The sequence below is a fragment of the Bradyrhizobium sp. MOS003 genome, assembly GCF_003020125.1.
GTDB lineage: Bacteria > Pseudomonadota > Alphaproteobacteria > Rhizobiales > Xanthobacteraceae > Bradyrhizobium.
Window position 1 is genome coordinate 319,613 of record NZ_PYFW01000003.1, and the last position, 19,480, is coordinate 339,092.

The 19,480-nt window shown below is 65.0% G+C and carries 19 protein-coding genes; 9 read left to right on the forward strand and 10 right to left on the reverse strand.

Annotation, left to right across the window (positions count from 1 at the left end; all coding sequences use genetic code 11):
• Positions 1-6: 6 nt before the first annotated feature.
• The 4 genes from C7G42_RS16410 to C7G42_RS16425 all read right to left on the reverse strand — a co-directional run bounded on the left by C7G42_RS16410 (position 7) and on the right by C7G42_RS16425 (position 3,849).
• A complete protein-coding gene (locus tag C7G42_RS16410; RefSeq protein ID WP_106950002.1) occupies positions 7-1,119 on the reverse strand; it encodes an SMP-30/gluconolactonase/LRE family protein in 1,113 nt (370 codons plus the stop codon).
• A 116-nt stretch (positions 1,120-1,235) separates the two neighbouring features.
• A complete protein-coding gene (locus C7G42_RS16415) occupies positions 1,236-2,150 on the reverse strand; it encodes an SDR family oxidoreductase (RefSeq protein ID WP_106950003.1) in 915 nt (304 codons plus the stop codon).
• Positions 2,151-2,292: 142 nt separating this feature from the next.
• Positions 2,293-3,432 carry a thiolase C-terminal domain-containing protein gene (locus tag C7G42_RS16420; protein WP_106950004.1) on the reverse strand — a complete coding sequence of 380 codons (1,140 nt, stop codon included), beginning with the start codon at positions 3,430-3,432 and terminating at the stop codon, positions 2,293-2,295.
• Positions 3,433-3,435: 3 nt separating this feature from the next.
• Positions 3,436-3,849: a Zn-ribbon domain-containing OB-fold protein gene (locus tag C7G42_RS16425; protein WP_027533987.1), complete on the reverse strand. Its 414-nt coding sequence runs from the start codon at positions 3,847-3,849 to the stop codon at positions 3,436-3,438.
• Between the two features lie 178 nt (positions 3,850-4,027).
• Here C7G42_RS16425 and C7G42_RS16430 point away from each other — a divergent pair, with 178 nt between their 5' ends.
• The 4 genes from C7G42_RS16430 (at position 4,028) to alkB (ending at position 7,675) form a co-directional block, all read left to right on the forward strand.
• A complete protein-coding gene (locus C7G42_RS16430) occupies positions 4,028-5,377 on the forward strand; it encodes an amidase (RefSeq protein ID WP_106950005.1) in 1,350 nt (449 codons plus the stop codon).
• Positions 5,370-6,056, forward strand: coding sequence for a DUF2848 domain-containing protein (locus C7G42_RS16435; protein ID WP_106950006.1), 687 nt, complete (start codon positions 5,370-5,372; stop codon positions 6,054-6,056). Before C7G42_RS16430 ends, C7G42_RS16435 begins: the two co-directional genes overlap by 8 nt.
• A 209-nt stretch (positions 6,057-6,265) precedes the next feature.
• The gene (locus C7G42_RS16440) at positions 6,266-7,012 is read left to right on the forward strand and encodes a 2OG-Fe(II) oxygenase (protein ID WP_106950007.1); all 747 of its coding nucleotides are present in this window, start codon (positions 6,266-6,268) and stop codon (positions 7,010-7,012) included.
• Between the two features lie 9 nt (positions 7,013-7,021).
• A complete protein-coding gene (gene alkB, locus C7G42_RS16445) occupies positions 7,022-7,675 on the forward strand; it encodes a DNA oxidative demethylase AlkB (protein WP_106950008.1) in 654 nt (217 codons plus the stop codon).
• A 94-nt stretch (positions 7,676-7,769) separates the two neighbouring features.
• On the opposite strand, the gene C7G42_RS16450 is transcribed toward alkB, so the two are convergent.
• From C7G42_RS16450 to hpaH, 6 genes are all read right to left on the reverse strand, one after another.
• Positions 7,770-9,398 carry a thiamine pyrophosphate-dependent enzyme gene (locus tag C7G42_RS16450; protein ID WP_106950009.1) on the reverse strand — a complete coding sequence of 543 codons (1,629 nt, stop codon included), beginning with the start codon at positions 9,396-9,398 and terminating at the stop codon, positions 7,770-7,772.
• A gap of 20 nt (positions 9,399-9,418) precedes the next feature.
• Complete coding sequence (locus C7G42_RS16455) at positions 9,419-10,288, reverse strand: fumarylacetoacetate hydrolase family protein (protein ID WP_106950010.1); 870 nt, start codon at positions 10,286-10,288, stop codon at positions 9,419-9,421.
• Positions 10,288-11,271 carry a 3,4-dihydroxyphenylacetate 2,3-dioxygenase gene (hpaD, locus tag C7G42_RS16460; protein ID WP_106950011.1) on the reverse strand — a complete coding sequence of 328 codons (984 nt, stop codon included), beginning with the start codon at positions 11,269-11,271 and terminating at the stop codon, positions 10,288-10,290. The genes C7G42_RS16455 and hpaD overlap by 1 nt, the downstream gene beginning before the upstream one ends.
• A 129-nt stretch (positions 11,272-11,400) precedes the next feature.
• Positions 11,401-12,939 (reverse strand): 5-carboxymethyl-2-hydroxymuconate semialdehyde dehydrogenase, encoded by a 1,539-nt coding sequence (gene hpaE, locus C7G42_RS16465; protein WP_106950012.1) that lies wholly within the window; start codon positions 12,937-12,939, stop codon positions 11,401-11,403.
• Positions 12,932-13,330, reverse strand: a complete 399-nt coding sequence (locus C7G42_RS16470) for a 5-carboxymethyl-2-hydroxymuconate Delta-isomerase (RefSeq protein ID WP_106950013.1) — start codon at positions 13,328-13,330, stop codon at positions 12,932-12,934. The genes hpaE and C7G42_RS16470 overlap by 8 nt, the downstream gene beginning before the upstream one ends.
• Before the next feature lie 33 nt (positions 13,331-13,363).
• Positions 13,364-14,170 carry a 2-oxo-hept-4-ene-1,7-dioate hydratase gene (gene hpaH, locus C7G42_RS16475; protein ID WP_106950014.1) on the reverse strand — a complete coding sequence of 269 codons (807 nt, stop codon included), beginning with the start codon at positions 14,168-14,170 and terminating at the stop codon, positions 13,364-13,366.
• A gap of 111 nt (positions 14,171-14,281) precedes the next feature.
• On the opposite strand from hpaH, the gene hpaR reads away from it, so the two are divergent.
• From hpaR to C7G42_RS16500, 5 genes are all read left to right on the forward strand, one after another.
• Positions 14,282-14,824 carry a homoprotocatechuate degradation operon regulator HpaR gene (gene hpaR, locus C7G42_RS16480; RefSeq protein ID WP_106950015.1) on the forward strand — a complete coding sequence of 181 codons (543 nt, stop codon included), beginning with the start codon at positions 14,282-14,284 and terminating at the stop codon, positions 14,822-14,824.
• 115 nt (positions 14,825-14,939) lie between these two features.
• A complete protein-coding gene (locus tag C7G42_RS16485; protein WP_106950016.1) occupies positions 14,940-15,716 on the forward strand; it encodes an HpcH/HpaI aldolase family protein in 777 nt (258 codons plus the stop codon).
• Positions 15,717-15,887: 171 nt separating this feature from the next.
• Complete coding sequence (locus tag C7G42_RS16490; RefSeq protein ID WP_106950017.1) at positions 15,888-17,411, forward strand: UxaA family hydrolase; 1,524 nt, start codon at positions 15,888-15,890, stop codon at positions 17,409-17,411.
• A 178-nt stretch (positions 17,412-17,589) separates the two neighbouring features.
• On the forward strand, positions 17,590-18,111 hold the full coding sequence (locus tag C7G42_RS16495) for a PAS domain-containing protein (protein ID WP_106950448.1): 522 nt from the start codon (positions 17,590-17,592) through the stop codon (positions 18,109-18,111).
• Complete coding sequence (locus C7G42_RS16500) at positions 18,089-19,393, forward strand: methyl-accepting chemotaxis protein (protein WP_199580942.1); 1,305 nt, start codon at positions 18,089-18,091, stop codon at positions 19,391-19,393. Before C7G42_RS16495 ends, C7G42_RS16500 begins: the two co-directional genes overlap by 23 nt.
• Positions 19,394-19,480: the final 87 nt, after the last annotated feature.

Consider the following 19,480-nt stretch of genomic DNA (forward strand, 5'->3'; position numbering starts at 1 on the left):
ACGCACTCAACAGAAATGCGCGCCTTGCGTCTCCACATAGACCGCATAGAGCGACTGGCTCGCGGTCATGAACAGGCGGTTGCGCTTCTTGCCGCCGAAGCAGACATTGGCGCAGGTCTCCGGCAACAGGATCTGCCCGATCCGCGCGCCGTCGCTCGGCGCGAACACCTGCACGCCGTCATAGCCGGGACCGACCCAGCCGGCGCCGACCCAGATGTTGCCCTCGGTGTCGACGCGCAAGCCGTCGGGAAAGCCCGACTTGCCGTCGAGCGTCATGTCGATCAGCTTCTTCGGATTGGACAGCTTGGCTCCGTCGATGTCGTAGGACCACACCACGTTCTTGGCTTCGGGATAATGCGTGATGCCGGTGTCGCAGACATAGAGCTTCTTGTAGTCGTGCGAGAACGCGATGCCATTCGGCTTGAACGGCTCGTCGGCAACCTTCGCCACCTGTCCGGTCTGGGTGTCCAGGCGATAGACCGCTTCCTTCTGGTGCGGCTGCAGCGAGCCGGTGTTGGCGAGCTTGCCCTCGTAGATGCTGATCGCGCCGTAGCCGGGATCGGTGAACCAGATCGCCTTGTCGTTGGGATGCACCACCATGTCGTTGGGGCCGTTGAGCGGCTTGCCGTTGGCCTGCTCGGCCAGCGACGTCACCGAGCCGTCGTGCTCGTAGCGGACGAGGCGAGTGCGCTCGGCGCTGAGCTGGCGTCCCTCGGTATCGAACGAATTGCCGTTGGCCTCGTTCGACGGTTTGTGGAACTGCTCGGAGATGTGGCCGTCGTCATCGAGATAGCGCAGCTGCCGGTTGGCGGGGATGTCGCTCCAGACGAGATATTGTCCCTGCGCATTCCACGCCGGTCCCTCCGCCCAGAGGCAGCCTGTGTAGAGTCGCTTGATCGCGGTGTTGCCGACCTTGGCCTTGAAGCGCTTGGGGTCGATGGCGACGATGTCGGGGTCGGGATAGCGCTGCGGCTCGGCATTGGCGCCGAACTCGCGGGCGTCGGCATTGGAGGCGAGCAGGGTCGATGCGGCGAGCGTCGCTGCACCCTGCAGCAGCGCGCGGCGGCCGAGACCACCACCTGCGGTCGTGTCGTTGGAGTTGGTCAGTATTCTTGTCATGGTTTCCTCCCAAGGTTGTGTTGGGAGGCGACCATCCGCCCGCATTCAGGCGTAAACCGGGGCGATCTCCGGGTAAGACAACCGGAGATCGCAGGGCAGGGATGCCGGAAATGCGGCTAGACGGGATCCCAGGTGAAGATGTCCGCGGAGCGGTCGAGCTTGTAGAACGAGCCCTTCAGCGCCGGCATGCCGTGTTCGGCGATCGACTGCGGCGTCCAGCCTTCGCTCCGCTGCACCGAGCGGATCGGACGGTTCTGGCTGAACAGGAAGATCTCGTTCATGCGCACGCCGAAAATCTGCCCGGTGACGTCCTTGGCGGCATCGGAGATCAGATAGCCGCAGAGCGGGGCGATCTTCTCCGGACCCATCTGCTTGATCTTCTCGACCCGCGCCTTTTCGGCGTCGGTCTCGGTCGGGATGGTGCCGATCATGCGGGTCCAGGCGAACGGCGAGACGCAGTTGGAGCGGACGTTGAAGCGGCCCATGTCGAGCGCGATCGACTTGGAGAGCCCGACGATGCCGAGCTTGGCGGCGGCGTAATTGGCCTGGCCGAAATTGCCGATCAGGCCGGAGGTCGAGGTGAAGTGCACGAAGGAGCCGCTCTCCTGCTCGCGGAAGATGCGCGCGGCGGCGTGGCTGACATAGAACGAGCCCATCAGATGCACCTTGATGACGGCCTCGAACGCCTCCACGCTCATCTTGTGGAAGATCATGTCGCGCAAAATGCCGGCATTGTTGACGACACCGTCGAGCCGGCCGAAATGATCGGTCGCGGTCTTCACGATCTTGCTGGCGGGGATGGCTTCGGCGACCGACTCGAAATTGGCGACCGCAGTGCCGCCGCGCTTCTTGATCTCCTCGACCACCTCCTCGGCGGGCGCCGCGTTCGAGCCGGCGCCGTCGGCGGCGCTGCCGGGATCGTTGACGACGACCTTGGCGCCTTCCGCCGCACAGAGCAGCGCGATCTCGCGCCCGATGCCGCGGCCTGCGCCGGTGACGATGATGACCTTGTCTTGCAGTGATTTGCTCATGTGGGTGCCTCTCTATGCTGCTTCAGTCGCCGCCGCCAAACAAGCTTGTCATGCGTGGGCTTGACCCGCGCATCCATCTTCAGAAGAGGATGGATTGCCGGGTCAAGCCCGGCAATGACGACTTGTGTTGGCGGCGCCGCCACTACCTCTCGTTCGTGAACACGATAGTCCCACTCGCGGCGAACATGCCGCCGACGCCGTGGCACACCGAAATCTTCGCGTTGGCGACCTGCGCCGGCGCGATGCCGCGCATCTGGCGCACGCTCTCCTGCAACGCGTACATGCCGTACATGCCGGAATGCATGTAGCTCAATCCGCCGCCATTGGTGTTGAGCGGCAGCTTGCCGCCGGGCCGCGTGTTACCGTCGGCGATGAACTTGCCGGTCTCCTCATGCGGCATGAAGCCGAGGTCGCCGAGGCCGAACAGCGGCAGATGCGCAAACGCGTCGTAGATCATGAGATGATCGACGTCCTTGTGAGCGATGCCGGCCTCCTTGAATGCGAGCGGTCCCGCAGTCTTGAACGCGCGCGAGGAATTGAACGTTTCCATCTGGCTGACCATCGGCGTCTCCACGCTCTCGCCCGTGCCCATCATGTAGACGGGCTTGCGCGGAAAGTCCTTGGCGCGGTCGGCCGAGGTCAGGATCAGCGCGCCGCCGCCGTCGGTGACGAGGCAGCATTGCAGCAGGCGAAACGGATAGGCGATCATGCGCGAATTGAGCACGTCGGCAACCGTGATCGGATCCTTCATCATCGCCCGCGGATTCTTCGCCGCCCATTCCCGCTGCACCACGGCCACCGAAGCCAACTGCTCATGCGTGATGCCGTAGGTCTTCATGAAGCGCAGCACGGGGATCGGGAACATGCTGGGCGGACCGTAGACGCCGAACGGCGCTTCGAACTGGCCTTGCAGGCTGTCGGCGGGGATCGAGCGCGGCGCCTTGCCGATCATCGACTTGCCGCTCTCGGCGTGGGTGATCAGCACGGTCTTGCACAGTCCTGCCTCGATCGCCGCGGCCGCGTGTCGAACATGCAGCATGAAGGAGCAGCCGCCGACCGAGGTGCCGTCGACCCAGGTCGGCTTGATGCCGAGATAGTGGCAGACCTGCTGCGGCGTTTCGACCGCGGTGGCGAAGCCGTCGATATCGGACAGCTTCAGTCCGGCATCCGCGATGGCGTTGAGCGCGGCATCCGCGTGCAACTGGAGCTGCGAGGCATTGGGGATGACACCGAGCTCGGTGGTCTCGGCCGCGCCGACGACGGCAACCTGATTGCTGCGCATGGCTTATCCCTTCGCCGGACGAAACACGGGGAGGGTGATCTTGTCGTCGAGCGCCTCGAAGGCGACTTCGAGCTTCATGTCGAGCTCGAGCGCCTCAGGCGTCTGCGGACAGTCGATGATGTTGCTCATCATTCTCGGCCCCTCGGCAAGCTCGACCACGGCGATCGCATAAGGCGGCGTGAAGCCCGGCGCGGCGGGCCGGTGGTTGATCACGTAGCTGTAGAGGAAGCCCTTGCCGCTCGCCTTGAAGACGGAGACCTTGCGCGAAGCGCAGGACGGGCAGAACGGGCGCGGAGGGAAGTAGACATGTGCGCAGGCGTCGCAGCGTTGCAAGCGCAATTCGCCGGCTTTGGTGCCGTCCCAGAAATGCTGGGTCTCCGGCGTCGGTTTCGGTCGCGCGCGCTGCGGTTCGGCCATGTCGGAGGCTCCTCCCAAAGGCTCAGGCTCACGCCCGCCCGTTTCGATCTTGATGCGACAATCGACCATGGTGCGTCAACGGTCCAGCAATACGCATGCATGCCATCATGCGCACAATGCTTGTGTCGAACTGAGGCAGCGCTATAGATTGCGCGCGACAATATTCCGTGAGACAGACATGCCCGAATTCCCGACACTGGCGAAGCTCGCCGAAGACCTCGAAAGCGGCCGCACCACCGCCCGCAAGCTGGTCGAAGCCTGCATTGCCAAAATCGCCGATCCCGCCGGGGAGGGCCAGCGCACCTTCCTCCATGTCGACAAGGACGCCGCGCTCGCCGCGGCGGACGCGATGGACGGCTTGCGCAAGGCCAAGGCGGCGCCCTCGCGCTATGCCGGCATCCCGATCTCGATCAAGGACCTGTTCGACATCAGGGGCCAGGTGACGCGTGCCGGCTCCCGAGCCCTCGACGATTCCCCGCCGGCCGAGCAGGATGCCGCGACGGTGGCACGGCTGCGCAGGGCCGGCTTCGTCCTGATCGGGCGCACCAACATGACCGAGTTCGCCTATTCCGGCATCGGCATCAATCCGCATTACGGCACGCCGAAGGGAGCCTGGAACCGGACGGTGGGACATGTGCCCGGCGGCTCGTCCTCGGGCGCGGCGGTGTCTGTGCTGGACGGCATGGCGCATGGGGCGCTCGGCACCGACACCGGCGGCTCTTGCCGGATTCCAGCGGCCTATAACGGCATTGTCGGCTACAAGCCGACGCAGCGGCGCGTGCCGCTCGACGGCTCGGTGCCGCTGTCGTTCTCGCTCGACAGCATCGGGCCGCTGGCGCGATCGGTCAGTTGCTGTGCCATTCTCGATGCCGTGCTCGCAGGCGAGCCGATCGTCCCGTTGAAGCCGCGGCCGGTTCAGGGCATGCGGCTGGCGGTGCCGACCACGATCGCGCTCGACGATCTCGACGCAGAGGTGGCCGAGACGTTCGAACGCGCCCTGAAGATGCTTTCCGATCACGGCGCGATCATCGAGCGCGTCGAGATGGCGGAGTTCCACGACATCGGGCCGATGAACGCCAAGGGCGGCTTTGCGGCCTCCGAGAGCTACGCCTGGCATCGCTATCTCCTCACCGCGAAGGGCGACGTCTACGACCCCCGCGTCTCCGTCCGCATCATGCGCGGCGAGGCGCAGAGTGCGGCCGACTACATCGATCTTCTCAACGAGCGCCGCTCGCTGATCGCCCGCGTCAATGCGCGCATCGCGGCGTATGATGCGCTGGTGCTGCCGACCACCGCCAACACGCCGCCGAAGATCGCCGATCTCGCCGACGACAAGGCGTTCACCAGGGAGAATCTGCGGGCACTGCGCAATTGCACCCTGATCAACATGATCGATGGCTGCGCTATCTCGCTGCCCGCGCATCGCGAGGGCGAAATTCCCGTCGGCCTGATGTTGGCCGGTGCGGGCGGCACCGACCGCCGTATCTTCGAGCTTGCTGCCGGCATGGAGGCCGTCATTCGTGTTTGACCTCACTTTCACCGTCGACGCCCAGGACACCACCACGCCGCTGACGCTCGCGATCGACCAGATGGTCATCGCCGGCTGGACCGGCCGCGATCCCGTCGCGCGCGACAAGCACATCAAAGAGCTGCAGGAGATGGGCATCGCCCCGCCGGCCTCGACGCCGATCTACTATCGCGGCGCGGCGCGGCGGCTGACCCAGGAAGACAGCATCGAATGCACCGGCGGCGACTCATCGGGCGAGGTCGAGTTCGTGCTGGTCGGCTGGCAGGGCCGCATCTTCGTCGGCTGCGGCTCCGACCATACCGATCGCAAGGTCGAGGCCTACAGCGTCACGGTGTCCAAGCAGATGTGCGACAAGCCGATCGCCTCCACGCTGTGGGAGCTGGAGGACGTCATCGGCCATTGGGACCAGATGATCCTGCGCTCCTATGCCACCATCAAGGGCGAGCGCGTGCTCTACCAGGAGGGCACGCTGGACGCGATGCTGCCGGTCAACGACCTGATCGCGCGTGGCTTCGAAGGCGGGAAATTCCCCGACGGCTGCGCCATGTTCGGCGGCACCTTCGCCGCCAAGGGCGGCATCCGCCCGGCGGAGCGATTCGACTTCGAGCTGGAAGATCCTGTCCTGAAGCGGACGATCAGGCACGGCTACGACGTGCTGACGCTGCCGGTGCGGGGGTAGGTCTACAGACGACGGTGTCCCGTAGGGTGGGCAAAGCGAAAGCGTGCCCACGTCATACTAAGTCGTGGGCACGGCGCAAGAGCGCCTTTGCCTACCCTACGAAACTGGTCTGCTGACTTCCGCTTCGCCCGTCACGCACAATGACAGGGAGACAGTTTTTTTCGGAAATCGGGTGGCGGGGTGAACGTCGGGCTGCCAAGGTGATTGTTATGACAGTGACCGCACGCAAAACGGCCCAACGATCCGCGCCCGACCTCAGCGCCCATGTCGACGCCCTCGACTGGCCTGAGATCACAGGCGAACTAGACACCAAGGGCTGCGCCGTCCTGAAAGGCCTGCTCACGCCGGACCAATGCCGCGAGATTGCCGCGCACTATCCGGACGATGTGCATTTCCGCAGCCGCATCGTCATGGGCCGGCACGGTTTTGGCCGCGGCGAGTACAAGTACTTCTCCTATCCGCTGCCCGATCAAATCGCGCAATTGCGGCCGGCGCTCTACCGGCATCTGCAAAGCGTCGCAAACCGCTGGAACGAGGCGATGGCGATCGACATTCGCTATCCCGACTCGCACGCCGCATTCCTGAAGCGTTGCCAGGACGCTGGTCAGGCGCGCCCAACGCCGCTGCTGCTGCAATACGACGCGGGCGATTACAATTGCCTGCATCAGGACCTCTACGGTGAGCATGTATTCCCGCTCCAGGTCGCCATCCTGCTCTCCGAGCCCGGCCGCGACTTCACCGGCGGCGAATTCGTGCTGACCGAGCAGCGGCCGCGTATGCAGTCCCGCGCCGAGGTGGTTCCGCTGGCGCAGGGCGATGCGGTCGCCTTCGCTGTGCATCACCGCCCGGTGCAGGGGACACGCGGCACCTACCGCGTTAACCTACGCCATGGCGTCAGCCGGATCAGGTCCGGCCGGCGCCATACGCTGGGTGTGATCTTTCACGATGCCAAATGAGCGCTGCGATTGACGGCTGATTTGTTCGATAGCGTTGCCGAGGCGCAGCCGTCGCGCGAGGAGATCGCGGACGGTGCCGTACTGCTGCGCGGCTTCGTCAAGCCGATCGATACCGAGCTGATCGCTGCCGTGCGCGCGATCGTGGCGCAATCGCCGTTCCGCCGCATGACGACGCCCAACGGTCATCTGATGTCGGTGGCGATGACCAATTGCGGCGAGCGCGGCTGGATCACCGATCACACCGGCTATCGCTACGATCCCATCGATCCGCGCACAGCAGCGCCATGGCCCGAAATGCCGCCGGTGCTCCGCGATCTCGCGCGCGGCGCAGCCGAGCAGGGCGGCTTCCAAAACTTCGCGCCCGATGCCTGCCTCGTCAACCGCTACGAGCCCGGTACGCGGCTGTCGCTACATCAGGACAAGGACGAGCTGGATTATTCGGCGCCGATCGTCTCGGTCTCGCTCGGCTTGCCCGCGACCTTCCTGTTCGGTGGCATGGCGCGCAGCGACAAGCCGCGCCGCTTCCGCCTGGTCCATGGCGATGTCGTGGTGTGGGGCGGGGCCAGCAGGCTCGCCTATCACGGCGTCGCGCCGCTCGCGGAAGGTGAGCATCCGCTGCTGGGACGGAAGCGGATCAATCTGACGTTTCGAAGAACGCGCTGATCTTCCTTCTCTCGTGGGAGTCGCTGCGCGCCAGCGATCCAGCTTCTCCCACAAGGGAAGAAGGAAAGAGTTCTCGGAAACGACGATGCGTCGTCTACGGCTTCGGCGGGTGAATGAACGCCCATGGGCTCACTTCCGAATCCCTGGTCACCTCGACCGAGATCAGATACGGCCCGCCATGCGCAAGCGCCTTCTCCATCGCCGCCTTGAACTGGTCCGGCGCCGTGACGCGCGCCGCCGCCACGCCGAACGACTCCGCGAGCTTGACGAAATCCGGATTGACGAGGTCGGAGGCGACCACGCGGCCGTCGAAGCGTTCGCGCTGGTCGCGGCGGACGTTGCCGTAGGCGTTGTTGTTGAACACCAGCGTCACCACGCCGATGTTGAACTGCACGGCGGTTGACAGCTCCTGCACGCCGAACATGAAGCCGCCGTCGCCGGTGATGGCGACCACCGGCTTGTCGGGATTGGCGACCTTGGCCCCGAGCGCGGTCGGGAAGCCCGAGCCGAGCGTGCCCTGATAGCCCGAGGTGATGAAGGTGCGCGGCTCGTAGACCGGAAAGCCGTACCAGGAGGCGAAGCCGAATTGCGACAATTCATCGGTCACGATCGCATTCGCCGGCAGCACTTCGCGCAGGATGTCGAGATAGGCCATCTGCGGCTGGATGCGCTGGATCTCGGCTTGCGCGGTCGCGGTGGCCTCGCGGATGTCCTCCCGCCGGCCCCGGCTCCGCGCATAGCCGGCCTTTTTCACGGCCGCGACGAGATCGGCAGTCCCTTGACTGGCGTCGGCGACGATGGCGACATCGGCGACGAGCCGGCGCATCTCGACCGGATCGATGTCGATCCGTATGGATTTCAGTCCGCTCGGTTGATAGGGCCAGCGGAAGCCCGATGCCGGCAGCTCCGCGCGGGTACCGATGGCGATCATCAGATCGGTTGTCGGCCACAGCTTGTAGGCGGCTGCCATCGTCAGCCCCAGCTCATGCGCGTTGGAGACAATGCCGCGGCCGCTGCGGAAAGCAACCACGGGCGCGTCGATCATCTCGGCGAGCTCGAGGATCTCCTCGCCGGCCTCGACCGCGCCGCTGCCGACGAAGATCATCGGCGCCTTGCTCGCCTTGATCAGCGCCGCCGCCTGCTTCACGAGATCCGCATCGGGCTGCGGCGCGGGAAGCGGCTCCAGCATCCGGGCGGCGGCCGTGTCCGCGCGCTGGGTGAAGACATCCCAGGGCATCTCGACCGAGGCAGGGCCGCGCCGTCCCGACATCATCTCCTGGAAGGCGCGCGCCACGGTGGTCGGTGCATTGCCGGGATATTCGATCCGATCGGCCCATTTCACATAGGTGCGCAGGGTCGCAAGCTGGTCCGGCATCTCGTGCAGATGGCCGCGGCCCTTGCCGAGGAATTGCGTCGGCACCTGCCCGGTGACGCACAGCACCGGCTCGTTGCAGCCGAATGCGGTGAGCAGCGCGGCGCTGGCATTGAGCACGCCGGGGCCGGGCACCACGCTGAAGACGCCGGGCCTGCCGCTGGAGCGCGCATAGCCGAACGCCATGTAGCCGCAGGCCTGCTCGTGCCGCGCGCCGATCACCTTGAGCTGGGCCTGGTGGAAGGCGTCGAACAGGCCGTAGACCTGCGCGCCGGGCAGGCCGAACACGGTGTCGACGCCGTGGGCGACCAGGCCGCTTACGATCGCTTCGCCGCCGGTAAGGGTCGTCATTGCATCATTTCCAATCTTGTTCAGGCTTCGTCAACGACGCCGTTGCGCAAGCTGCCGATTCCCTCGGCCGCCACCTCGACGACGTCGCCGGGCTTCAGGTACCGCGGCGGATCGAACCGGGCACCGGCACCGGTCGGCGTGCCCGTGACGATGATATCGCCGGGGACGAGCGTTGCGAAGGTGGAGATATAGTTGATGAGGGTGCGGAACGGAAACATCAGCCGGCTGGTGCGGTCGTCCTGCCTGAGCTCGCCGTTGACATGCGTGGTCAGCCTGATGTCGGCAATCTGGGATTCCCTGACGTAAGGTACGAGCCAGGGGCCGAGGCTGCCGCTGGAATCGAAATTCTTGCCCTGGGTGACGTTGAACTTGGCGTGGCGCAGCCAGTCGCGCACCGAGCCTTCGTTGCAGAGCGTGAGCGCGGCGATGTGGTCGAGCGCGCTGCTTTCGGGGATGTGCCGGCCCGCCTTGCCGATCACCAGCACGATCTCGCCTTCGTAATCGAGCTGCGCGGAGGCGCGCGGGCGTACCAGCGGCGTGTCGTGGCCGACGAAGGAGCGGGGCGAGCGCATGAACATGCTCGGGTATTTCGGCGCCTCCTGACCGTCCTTATACTCGGCGTTACGATCGGGGTAGTTGACGCCGATGCAGATGATCTTCTCCGGCGCGGGCACCGGCGGCAGCCAGGTGATGTCGTCGAACGCGTGGTCCGGCGTGCGACCGGCGGCTTCCTCGGCAAGGCTCACGAGCTTGCCGGCCGCGATCACCTCGCGCAGCGTCGGATAGTCCTTGGCGTAACGTGCGGAAAGGTCGACGATGCCGCCCTCCAGGACGGCACCGAGGCTGACATCACCCTTGATGGAATAGGTGGCGAGGCGAGGGAGCTTCATCAGTCGGCCACCAGCACGTCGGCCACGAACTTCGGCTCGCGCACGGTCTGCCCGCTAAACGGCGAGCCCTGCTCGAACCATGAACGCGGGGCAGGGGCGCCCCACAGCGTCTGCCGGCGGGGATCGCGCAGCGACCAGCGCAGCGGCTCATGATCGTGATCGCCGGTGAAATAGTCGCTGGTGTAGAGCTCGAGGCGGTGTCCATCAGGGTCGCGCACATAGAGGAAGAACGCGTTGGAGATTCCGTGGCGTCCTGGTCCTCGCTCAATGTTCTTCACGAAGCCTTGCGAGGCCATGACGTCGCAGAGATGGATGATGTTCATCGCCGTCGGCGTCCAATAGGCGAAATGGTGCAGGCGCGGGCCCTTGCCGTTGGTGATGGCGAAGTCGTGGACGTTACCCTTGCGATGCATCCAGGCGGCGGCGATGCGGCCGTTCGGCCCGTCCTCTTCGGCGTATTCGGTGAGGCGGAAGCCGAGCCGGGCGTAGAACTCGACGGTGTCCTGGACCTCGGCGGCGAAAACGTTGAAATGATCGAGCCGCTGCGGGTGGCAGCCCCTGTAAAGATCATAGCGGCGCAAGAGATGCGGCCGGCGTTCCATCGACGCATAGAGCTCGATCTGGAAGCCGAAGGGATCGGTGAACTGCAGGGTGCGGCCCTGGAACGGCTGGTCGACAAAGGCGTAGGCGAGGCCGTTTTCGGACAGGAAGGCGGCAGCCTTGTCGAGATCCCCGTCGTTGCCGACCTTGAAGCCGAGCCGGGCGCAAGCGGGTACCGCGGCTTTCCGCAGCACCAGCGAGTGATGCTGATGCTCCTCGGCGGCACGCAGGTAGACGACGTTGTCGTCGGCGTCCTCGACATGCAGGCCGACAGTGGTCTCGTAGAACTCCCGGCTCAGCTTTAGATCGGTCACGTCGAGCACGACGTGGCTGGAGCGAATGATGTTGAACGGCGGCTCGAAGATGTGTTGCGGTACAGGCATTGGCGTTTCCCCCTCTCGGTCCCTGTCATTCCGGGGCGCGCGAAGCGCGAGCCCGGAATCCATTCCTCGACGAACTCTGCTGCGCGATGGATTCCGGGTTCGATGCTACGCATCGCTCGGGAATGACGATCAGATTCCCAGTTTCTGAATCTTGTGCGTGCCCCGCGCCAGCGAGACGTGCTTGGTTTCCATGTAGAAGTCGAATGAGTAATCGCCGCCGTCGCGGCCGATGCCGGAGGCCTTCATGCCGCCGAACGGCGTTGGCAGATGGCGCACGTTTTCCGAGTTGAGCCAGATCATGCCGGCCTCGAGCGCGTCGGCGACGCGGAGCGCACGGCCGACGTCGTTGGTCCAGACATAGCCGGTCAGGCCATAGCGGATGTCGTTGGCGATCTCGATGGCTTCAGCTTCGTCCCTGAAAGGCAGCACGGTGAGGAATGGGCCGAACACCTCCTCCTGCGCGACGCGCATCTTGCCATGTGCACCGGTGACCAGGGTGGGCTCGACATAATGTCCGCCGCCCGGGCCGTCATGGGCCTTGCCGCCGACTGCGATGGTGGCGCCATCCTGGCGCGCGACGTCGAAATAGGAGCAGACCTTTGCCAGATGGCGCTCGTGGATCAGCGGCCCGATTTCGGTCGAGGGATCGAGGGGATGGCCGACCTTCAGCGCCTTCACGCGCGCGGTCAGCTTCTCGATGAACTTGTCCGCGATGCTTTGCTGGATCACCAGTCGACTCGACGAGGTGCAGCGCTCGCCGTTGAGCGAGTAGATCATGAACACCACGGCATCGAGCGCGCGATCGAGATCGGCGTCGTCGAACACGATCACGGGATTCTTGCCGCCGAGTTCGAAATGCACGCGCTTCAGCGTCGGCGCGCCCTGCACCATGATCGCGGAGCCCGTCGCGCTCTCGCCGACGAAGCCGATCGCCTTGATGGCGGGATGCTCGGTCAGCGCCTTGCCGGCCTCTTCGCCAAAGCCGTGGACGGTGTTGAGCACGCCGTCGGGCACGCCGGCTTGCTTGACGAGCTTGCCGAGCATGTCCGCGGTGACCGGCGACCACTCCGCCGGCTTGTGTACGACCGTGCACCCCGCAGCGAGGGCAGGGGCGATCTTCCAGGTCGAGAGCATGAACGGCGTGTTCCACGGCGTGATCACGCCGACCGGGCCGATCGGTACGCGCGTCGAGATGTTCCAGTGCTCGTCGCTCGGCGTGTTGAGGCCGTCGCGCGCCTCCGCGCATTTGTCGGCAAAGAAGCGGAAATTCTCGGCGGCGCGGATCGCGGCCTTGGCCATGAAGCGATAGGCCTGGCCGGTGTCGATGCATTCGAGCACCGCGATGTCGTCGGCATTGTCCTCGATCGCGTCGGCGACGCGGTGCAGCAGCTTCTTCCGCATCGCCGGGCCCAGGTCGCGCCAGGACTTGAAGGCGAGCGCCGCGGCCGTTGCGGCGCGGTCGATGTCCTCGGCAGTGCCGCGCGCGACGCTCGCGAGCGTCGTGCCGTCGACCGGCGACTTCGTCTCGAAGGTGTCGCCCGATATCGAGGCAACGGTCTTGCCGTCGATCATGTGACCGATGCCGTCGGCGCGCAGCTTCTTCAGCAGCGGTGCGACGCGGTCGCGGTTGGCCTGGAACACATCGGCTTTCGGGCTGGGTTTATCCATGGACGGTTTCCACTTTCAATGCATCGTGGATGTTGTTGCGCTTCCAGCTCGTGTCCTTGTCGTTGATCTGCATGTCGAACGACAGAGCGAATTTGCTGGCGGCGAAGACGGGATCGAGATGGCGGGAGAGTGCCTGGAAGACGTGCTCGCCGGCTTGTTTGCGGGTGGGAAGGTCGCGGCCTTCGCCGATGCGCAGCACCATGTCGAGAAAGCCATAGTCGTTCCGCGCGTCGGCGATTGCATAGTGCTCGCACCTGATCGCGCGGACGCGGATGCCGCCGAGCGGAAAGATCCCGGTCTCGACCGCCGCCTTGCGCACGATCTCGCACACCGCCGCGATGTCGAGGCGGCCATCGAGATTGGCCGAATATTCAATCGTGAAATGCGGCATCGCGGTTTCACTCCCTGGATTTTTTTATGCGCCTTAGGCGAAGTAGCAGCTGACCGAGCCGTAGGCGCCATAATCGGCCTGAATTGTGTCGCCCTTGCGGGTCTCGATCGGGCGGATGAAGGAGCCGGCAAGCACGACCTGTCCGGGCTCCAGCGCGAGCCCAAGCGGCGCAATCTTGTTGGCGAGCCAGGCCACGGCGGTCGCCGGGTGATTGAGCACGCCGGCGGCAAGGCCGGTCTCCTCGAGCTGGCCGTTCTTGAAACACAGCGCGCCGATCCAGCGCAGGTCTGCGTCCAAGGGCCGGATCGGCCGTCCGCCAAGCACGATGCCGGCATTCGCCGCATTGTCGGCGATGGTGTCGAAGATCTTTCGCGTTGCCTTGGTCCTGGGATCGACGCGCTCGATCCGCGTGTCCAGAATCTCCAGCGCGGGAACCACGAAGTCGGTGGCGTTGAGCACGTCGAACAGCGTGCTATCAGGCCCTGAGAGCCGCTTGCTCATGACGAAGGCGAGCTCGGCCTCGACTCGCGTTGCGATGAAGCGTTCGGTCGGAATGATCCCGCCATCGGCGAAGAACATGTCGTCGAGCAGCACGCCGGAATCCGGCTCGTCGATGTCGAGCGCGCTCTGCATCGCCTTTGAGGTCAGGCCGATCTTGTGGCCCTTGACGATGCGCCCCTCGGCGATCTTGACGTCGACCCAGGCCTTCTGAATCGCGTAGGCGTCGGCGATCGTGATGCCGGGGAAATCCTGCGACAGCTGCCGGATCTGCACGCGGGTCTTCTCCGCCTGGTGCAGACGCCTCGCGCAAGCTTGGATATCGTCGTTGGAAAGCGCCATTTGTGGTCTTACAAATTAGGGTGCCGAGAGATACTTAACATGTTAAGTGAATGCGTCAAACATAATTCCGGCTTGCTGCACTGCAAACGTTTTGCGGTTTGAAAGGGCGTCATGGTGAAGAGACCGGCTGACCCAGCCAATGGAAGCGCGCCGGCCGCAGGACCTATTTCAAGGCCTGCCGCAAGGCAGGTGCCGATGCGCGATTTCTCGCGCTCCCTGCCGATGTCGCTGCTGCGGGCACGCGAAGCGGTGATGCGGCAGTTTCGCCCTTCGCTGCGCGAGCACGGCCTGACCGAGCAGCAATGGCGCATCCTGCGTGCTCTGGCGGCGATCGACGCAGTCGAGGTCACGGAACTGGCGCGCACCGCGTTCCTGCTCGGGCCGAGCCTGTCGCGCATCCTGCGCGATCTCGAGGCGCGCAATCTGATCGAGCGCAAGACGGCAAAGGCGGACCAGCGCCGCAGCATGGTCTCGATCTCGAAAGAGGGCGTGAAGCTGATGGCCTCCGTGGCGCCGAATTCGGAGGCGATCTATGCCGAGATCACGCGACGCTTCGGCGCACGCAGGCTCGCCGAATTGCAGGAGATGCTGGGTGCGCTCGAACTGAGTCTTGCAGAGCTCGGTAGCGCGGATGATACAATCGCGGAGGGATGAACCCAGATATGCGTGCGTGCGTGGTGAGAGCCATGGACATTCACGGTTTTTTTCGCTCAAAGTGCGGCCCGACCCGATCCGCGGCGAGTAACAGCAACAGGGAAGGAAAGACAACGTGGCGAACAAAGTCAAAGAGATCTGGAAGTCGGGCAAGGCCGTGGTCAACGCGTGGCTCGCGATCCCCTCCGGCTTCTCGGCCGAGATGATCGCGCAATGCGGCTTCGACAGCGTCACCGTCGACATGCAGCATGGCGTGCAGGATTATCTCTCGATGGTGCAGTGCTTCCAGGCGATGGACAAGCATCCGGTCACGCCCATGGTCCGCGTGCCCTGGAACGAGCCCGGCATCATCGGCAAGGTGCTGGACGGCGGCGCCTATGGCGTGATCTGCCCGATGGTCAACACGGCGCAGGAAGCCAGGAACCTCGTATCCTATTCGAAATATCCGCCGCAGGGCGTCCGTTCCAACGGTCCGATCCGCGCCGGCATGTACGGCACCGCGGGCTCCTACCAGAAGACCGCGAATGCCGACACCATCCTGCTGCCGATGATGGAGACCAAGACCGCGGTCGAGAACATGGAAGCGATCCTCGACGTCGAAGGCATCGACGGCGTCTATATCGGACCGTCCGATCTCGGCTTCTCCTATGGCCTCGAGCCCAAGCTCGACCGCAGCGAGCCCGAGATCCTCGCGATCTACGAGAAGATCATCAAGGAATGCGGCAAGCGCGGTCTCAACCCCGGCATCCATTGCAGCGGCGCCGAAGGTGCTGCACGCGCCATCAACATGGGCTTCAAGCTGGTGACGCTCTCGAACGAGGTCGGCCTGATGACCAGCTACGCCAAGATGCAGGTCAATGCCACCCGCAAGGATTCGGGCGGCAAGGCTTAATGCTCCCTCTGTGTCCCGGACGCGATGCAGCGCGTAGCGCTGCTTCGCAGAGCCGGGACCCAGTCGCTAACGAAGCACATGACGTGACGACTGAACCCCGGCTCAGCAGCGCACCGTTTCACGCTGCGCTGCGTCCTGGGCACGATACTTGAAGACCCAAGGAGACCTCCCATGACCATCAGCCCCGTCATCCGCCTGCATCCCGATGATGGCGTGCTGATCGCGCGCGCCAGCCTGCCGCCGGGAACGGTCGTCGCGGACGGCGTGACCACGGTCGAGCGCATCCCCTCCGGCCACAAGGTCGCGATCAAGCCGATCGCAATGGGCGAGCCTGTCATCCGCTACGGCCAGATCATCGGCTTTGCGACCATCCCGATCGCGCCGGGCCAGCACGTGCACGTGCAGAACATCGGCATGGGCGATTTCGCCAAGGACTATGCCTATTGCGCCGACGTCAAGCCGACGCCGAATTTCGACCTGCCGGCGACCTTCGAGGGCATCCGCCGCCCGGACGGCCGCGTCGCCACGCGCAACTATATCGGCATCCTCACCTCGGTGAACTGCAGCGCGCATGTCGCAAGCCTCGTCGCCGACGTCTTCAAGAAGAACCCCTTCACCGGCGACAATCCGCTGGCCGATTTTCCGAATGTCGACGGCGTGGTCGCACTGACCCACAAGACCGGCTGCGGCATGACACAGAACGAGCCGCTGGCGCTCCTCCGCCGCACGCTCGGCGGTTATGCGCGGCATGTGAACTTCTCTCATGTGATCGTGCTTGGCCTCGGCTGCGAGGTGAACCAGATCGGCGGGCTGATGGAAGAGCAGAAGCTCGCGGGACGCCTGCGCGCGATGGACATCCAGGAGGTCGGCGGCACCCGCAAGACGGTGGAGGCCGGCATCGCCTTCGTGCGCGAGGCTCTTGCGGATTCGAACAAGGTCACACGGGAATCCGTGCCGGTGAGCGAGCTCACCGTCGCCCTGCAATGCGGCGGCTCCGACGGCTATTCCGGCGTATCGGCCAATCCCGCGCTCGGCGCGGCGAGCGATCTCATCGTGCGCCACGGCGGCACCGTGATCCTGTCGGAGACGCCGGAGACCTACGGCGCCGAGCACCTCTTGACGCGCCGCGCCGTCAGCCGCGAGGTCGGCGAGAAGCTGGTCGACCTGATGCGCTGGTGGGACGAATACACGACGCGCGAAGGCGCCGAGATGAACGCCAATCCGAGCCCCGGCAACAAGGCCGGTGGCCTCACCACCATTCTGGAGAAGTCACTCGGCGCGATGGCGAAGGCTGGCACCACCAATCTCGTCGAGGTACTGCGTTACGCCGAGCCGGTCACCAAGAAGGGTTTCGTCTTCATGGACACGCCCGGTTACGATCCGGTCGCGGCGACCGGGCAGGTCGCGGGCGGCGCCAATCTCGTCTGCTTCACCACGGGTCGCGGCAGCGTGTTCGGCTGCAAGCCGGCGCCCTCGATCAAGCTCGCCACCAACACGCCCATGTACAAGCGCATGGTAGACGACATGGACGTCAATTGCGGCACCATCCTCGAAGGCGAGGAGAGCGTCGAGCAGTGCGGCCAGCGCATTTTCGATCTGATCCTGAAGACGGCTTCGGGCCAGCCGACCAAGAGCGAGAGCTTCGATTTCGGCGGCGCCGAGTTCGCGCCCTGGGTGCTGGGCGCGACGATGTGATCGCGTGCAGGCCGACGCGGGAATTTGCCGGACGGGCAAGGCGCATAAGTAATCATACGTAGGTGTCAGATCGCCGCGCGGGTTCCCGCGGTCACCTATGATTAAGACTTTTTGCCGTATTCCGATAGCGATGCGGGCGACCTTCGTGGGCGCTGGCTTTCGTGAGGATTCGTCAACGATGACGCGTGCGATACGGCCCACCGGCGTGGAAAATCTCCTCGGCGAGGAGGAGCTGATCGTGTCGAAGACCGATCTCAAGGGCCGCATCACCTACGCCAATGACGTCTTCATCCGCATGGCGAAATACCCCTGGAAGCAGCTGATGGGCGCGCCCCACAGTCTGATCCGCCATCCGGACATGCCACGCTGCGTCTTCAAGCTGCTGTGGGACACGCTCCAGACCAAGCAGGAAATCTTCGCCTACGTCGTCAATCTCGCGGGGGACGGCAGCCATTATTGGGTGTTCGCCCATGTCACTCCGACGCTCGACGACCGCGGCAACATCACGGGCTATCACTCAAACCGACGCAGGCCCGATCCGGCGCCGGTCGAGAAAATCAAGCCGATCTACAAGACGCTCTGCGCGGAAGAGGCGCGCCACGCCAATGCCAAGGACGGCATGCGTGCGAGCTTCGAATTGATGGTCGGTCTGCTCAAGCAAAACGGTGTGGGCTACGATGAATTTGTGCTCTCTCTCTAAGGCGCAGGGAGCGACCGCCGGCGCGTTTCTTCTAGCCACCGCCGCGTTCGTCCTCTCGCTGCTCGGCTGGCTCGGAATCGTCAGTGCCGCGCCGCTCGGCGCCGCGATCCTGCTGCTCGGCTACGCGCTCTGGTGCCAGCATCGCACGGCGGTGGCCGTCGATGAGGTGGCCGATGTCTGCCGCAAGGCGGCACGCGGGGATCTCGAAGCGCGGATCCTGAGCGAGCGCCAGGCAGGGCGGATCGGCGCCATCCAGAAATCGGTCAACGACATGCTCGACATCGCCGACGCCTTCGTCCGCGAGGCTTCGGCATCGATGGACTATGCCAGCCGCGGCAAATATTTCCGCAAGATCCTCGCGCGCGGACTGCCCGGCTCGTTCCGCCGCTCGGCAACCGTCATCAATGCCGGCACCGACAGCCTCGGCCGCCGCGTGGTCGAGATTGCGGGTCTCGCAAAGCAGTTCGGCACGCATCTCGACGAAGTCGCAGGCAGCCTGATGAGCGCCGCGACCGACCTCGAATCCGACGCCGGCCAGATGGCGGCCGCGGCGGAGACGACGAACCGCCAGACCTCCGGCATGCGCAATGCGTCCGATCAGGCCTCGAGCAACGTTGCGACGGTGGCGAGCGCCGCAGAACAGCTCGCATCCTCGATCACGGAGATCAGCCGCCAGGTGGCCGGCTCGACCACGAGCACCGGGCGCGCCGTCGACGAAGCCAATCGTGCCGGCAGCGAGATTCGCAGCCTCGCGGAGGCCGCGATGCGGATTGGCGACGTCGTCAAGCTGATCAGCGAAATCGCCTCGCAGACCAACCTGCTGGCGCTCAACGCCACGATCGAGGCGGCGCGGGCAGGCGAGGCCGGCCGCGGCTTCGCCGTGGTGGCCTCCGAGGTCAAGAGCCTCGCCAACCAGACCGCGAAGGCGACCGAGGAGATCAGCGCCAAGGTAGGCGAGATGCAGCAATCGACCAGCAACTCGGTCACGGCCGTCGAGACCATTGCGCAGACCATCGCGGAGATCGACGGCATTACCGCAAGCATTGCGGCCTCGATCGAGCAGCAGGGCTCCGCGACGCGCGAGATCGCACGCAGCGTCCAGGAAGCCTCAGCCGGCACCTCGCAGGTGTCCTCCAACGTGTCCGGGATCAGCGAAGCCGCCGCCGACACCGGCCGCGTCGCTGCCCGCGTCAACAGCGCCTCCGAGCGCGTCCACGGCGAAGTCGAGACGCTTCGCCGCGAGGTGACGCAGTTCCTGCAGCGGCTGACGTCAGCGGCGTAAGTTCGCCCCGCACACGCCCGTCCCGGCCTTCGCCGGAACGATACGGGGGTAGTTCCTAGGCACTCCCTGCCCGTTGTTAGTGCTTGA

Coding starts and splice junctions, on each gene's coding strand:
- hpaD (WP_106950011.1), bottom strand. CDS start 11,271: ATGCCTGTACCGCAACACATCTTCGAGCCGCCGTTCAACATCATTCGC.
- C7G42_RS16490 (WP_106950017.1), top strand. CDS start 15,888: ATGACCATCAGCCCCGTCATCCGCCTGCATCCCGATGATGGCGTGCTG.
- C7G42_RS16450 (WP_106950009.1), bottom strand. CDS start 9,398: ATGACGACCCTTACCGGCGGCGAAGCGATCGTAAGCGGCCTGGTCGCC.
- C7G42_RS16500 (WP_199580942.1), top strand. CDS start 18,089: ATGAATTTGTGCTCTCTCTCTAAGGCGCAGGGAGCGACCGCCGGCGCG.
- C7G42_RS16470 (WP_106950013.1), bottom strand. CDS start 13,330: ATGCCGCATTTCACGATTGAATATTCGGCCAATCTCGATGGCCGCCTC.
- C7G42_RS16415 (WP_106950003.1), bottom strand. CDS start 2,150: ATGAGCAAATCACTGCAAGACAAGGTCATCATCGTCACCGGCGCAGGC.
- C7G42_RS16425 (WP_027533987.1), bottom strand. CDS start 3,849: ATGGCCGAACCGCAGCGCGCGCGACCGAAACCGACGCCGGAGACCCAG.
- hpaH (WP_106950014.1), bottom strand. CDS start 14,170: ATGGCGCTTTCCAACGACGATATCCAAGCTTGCGCGAGGCGTCTGCAC.
- hpaR (WP_106950015.1), top strand. CDS start 14,282: ATGGTGAAGAGACCGGCTGACCCAGCCAATGGAAGCGCGCCGGCCGCA.
- C7G42_RS16440 (WP_106950007.1), top strand. CDS start 6,266: ATGACAGTGACCGCACGCAAAACGGCCCAACGATCCGCGCCCGACCTC.
- C7G42_RS16495 (WP_106950448.1), top strand. CDS start 17,590: ATGACGCGTGCGATACGGCCCACCGGCGTGGAAAATCTCCTCGGCGAG.
- C7G42_RS16420 (WP_106950004.1), bottom strand. CDS start 3,432: ATGCGCAGCAATCAGGTTGCCGTCGTCGGCGCGGCCGAGACCACCGAG.
- hpaE (WP_106950012.1), bottom strand. CDS start 12,939: ATGGATAAACCCAGCCCGAAAGCCGATGTGTTCCAGGCCAACCGCGAC.
- C7G42_RS16430 (WP_106950005.1), top strand. CDS start 4,028: ATGCCCGAATTCCCGACACTGGCGAAGCTCGCCGAAGACCTCGAAAGC.
- C7G42_RS16455 (WP_106950010.1), bottom strand. CDS start 10,288: ATGAAGCTCCCTCGCCTCGCCACCTATTCCATCAAGGGTGATGTCAGC.
- C7G42_RS16410 (WP_106950002.1), bottom strand. CDS start 1,119: ATGACAAGAATACTGACCAACTCCAACGACACGACCGCAGGTGGTGGT.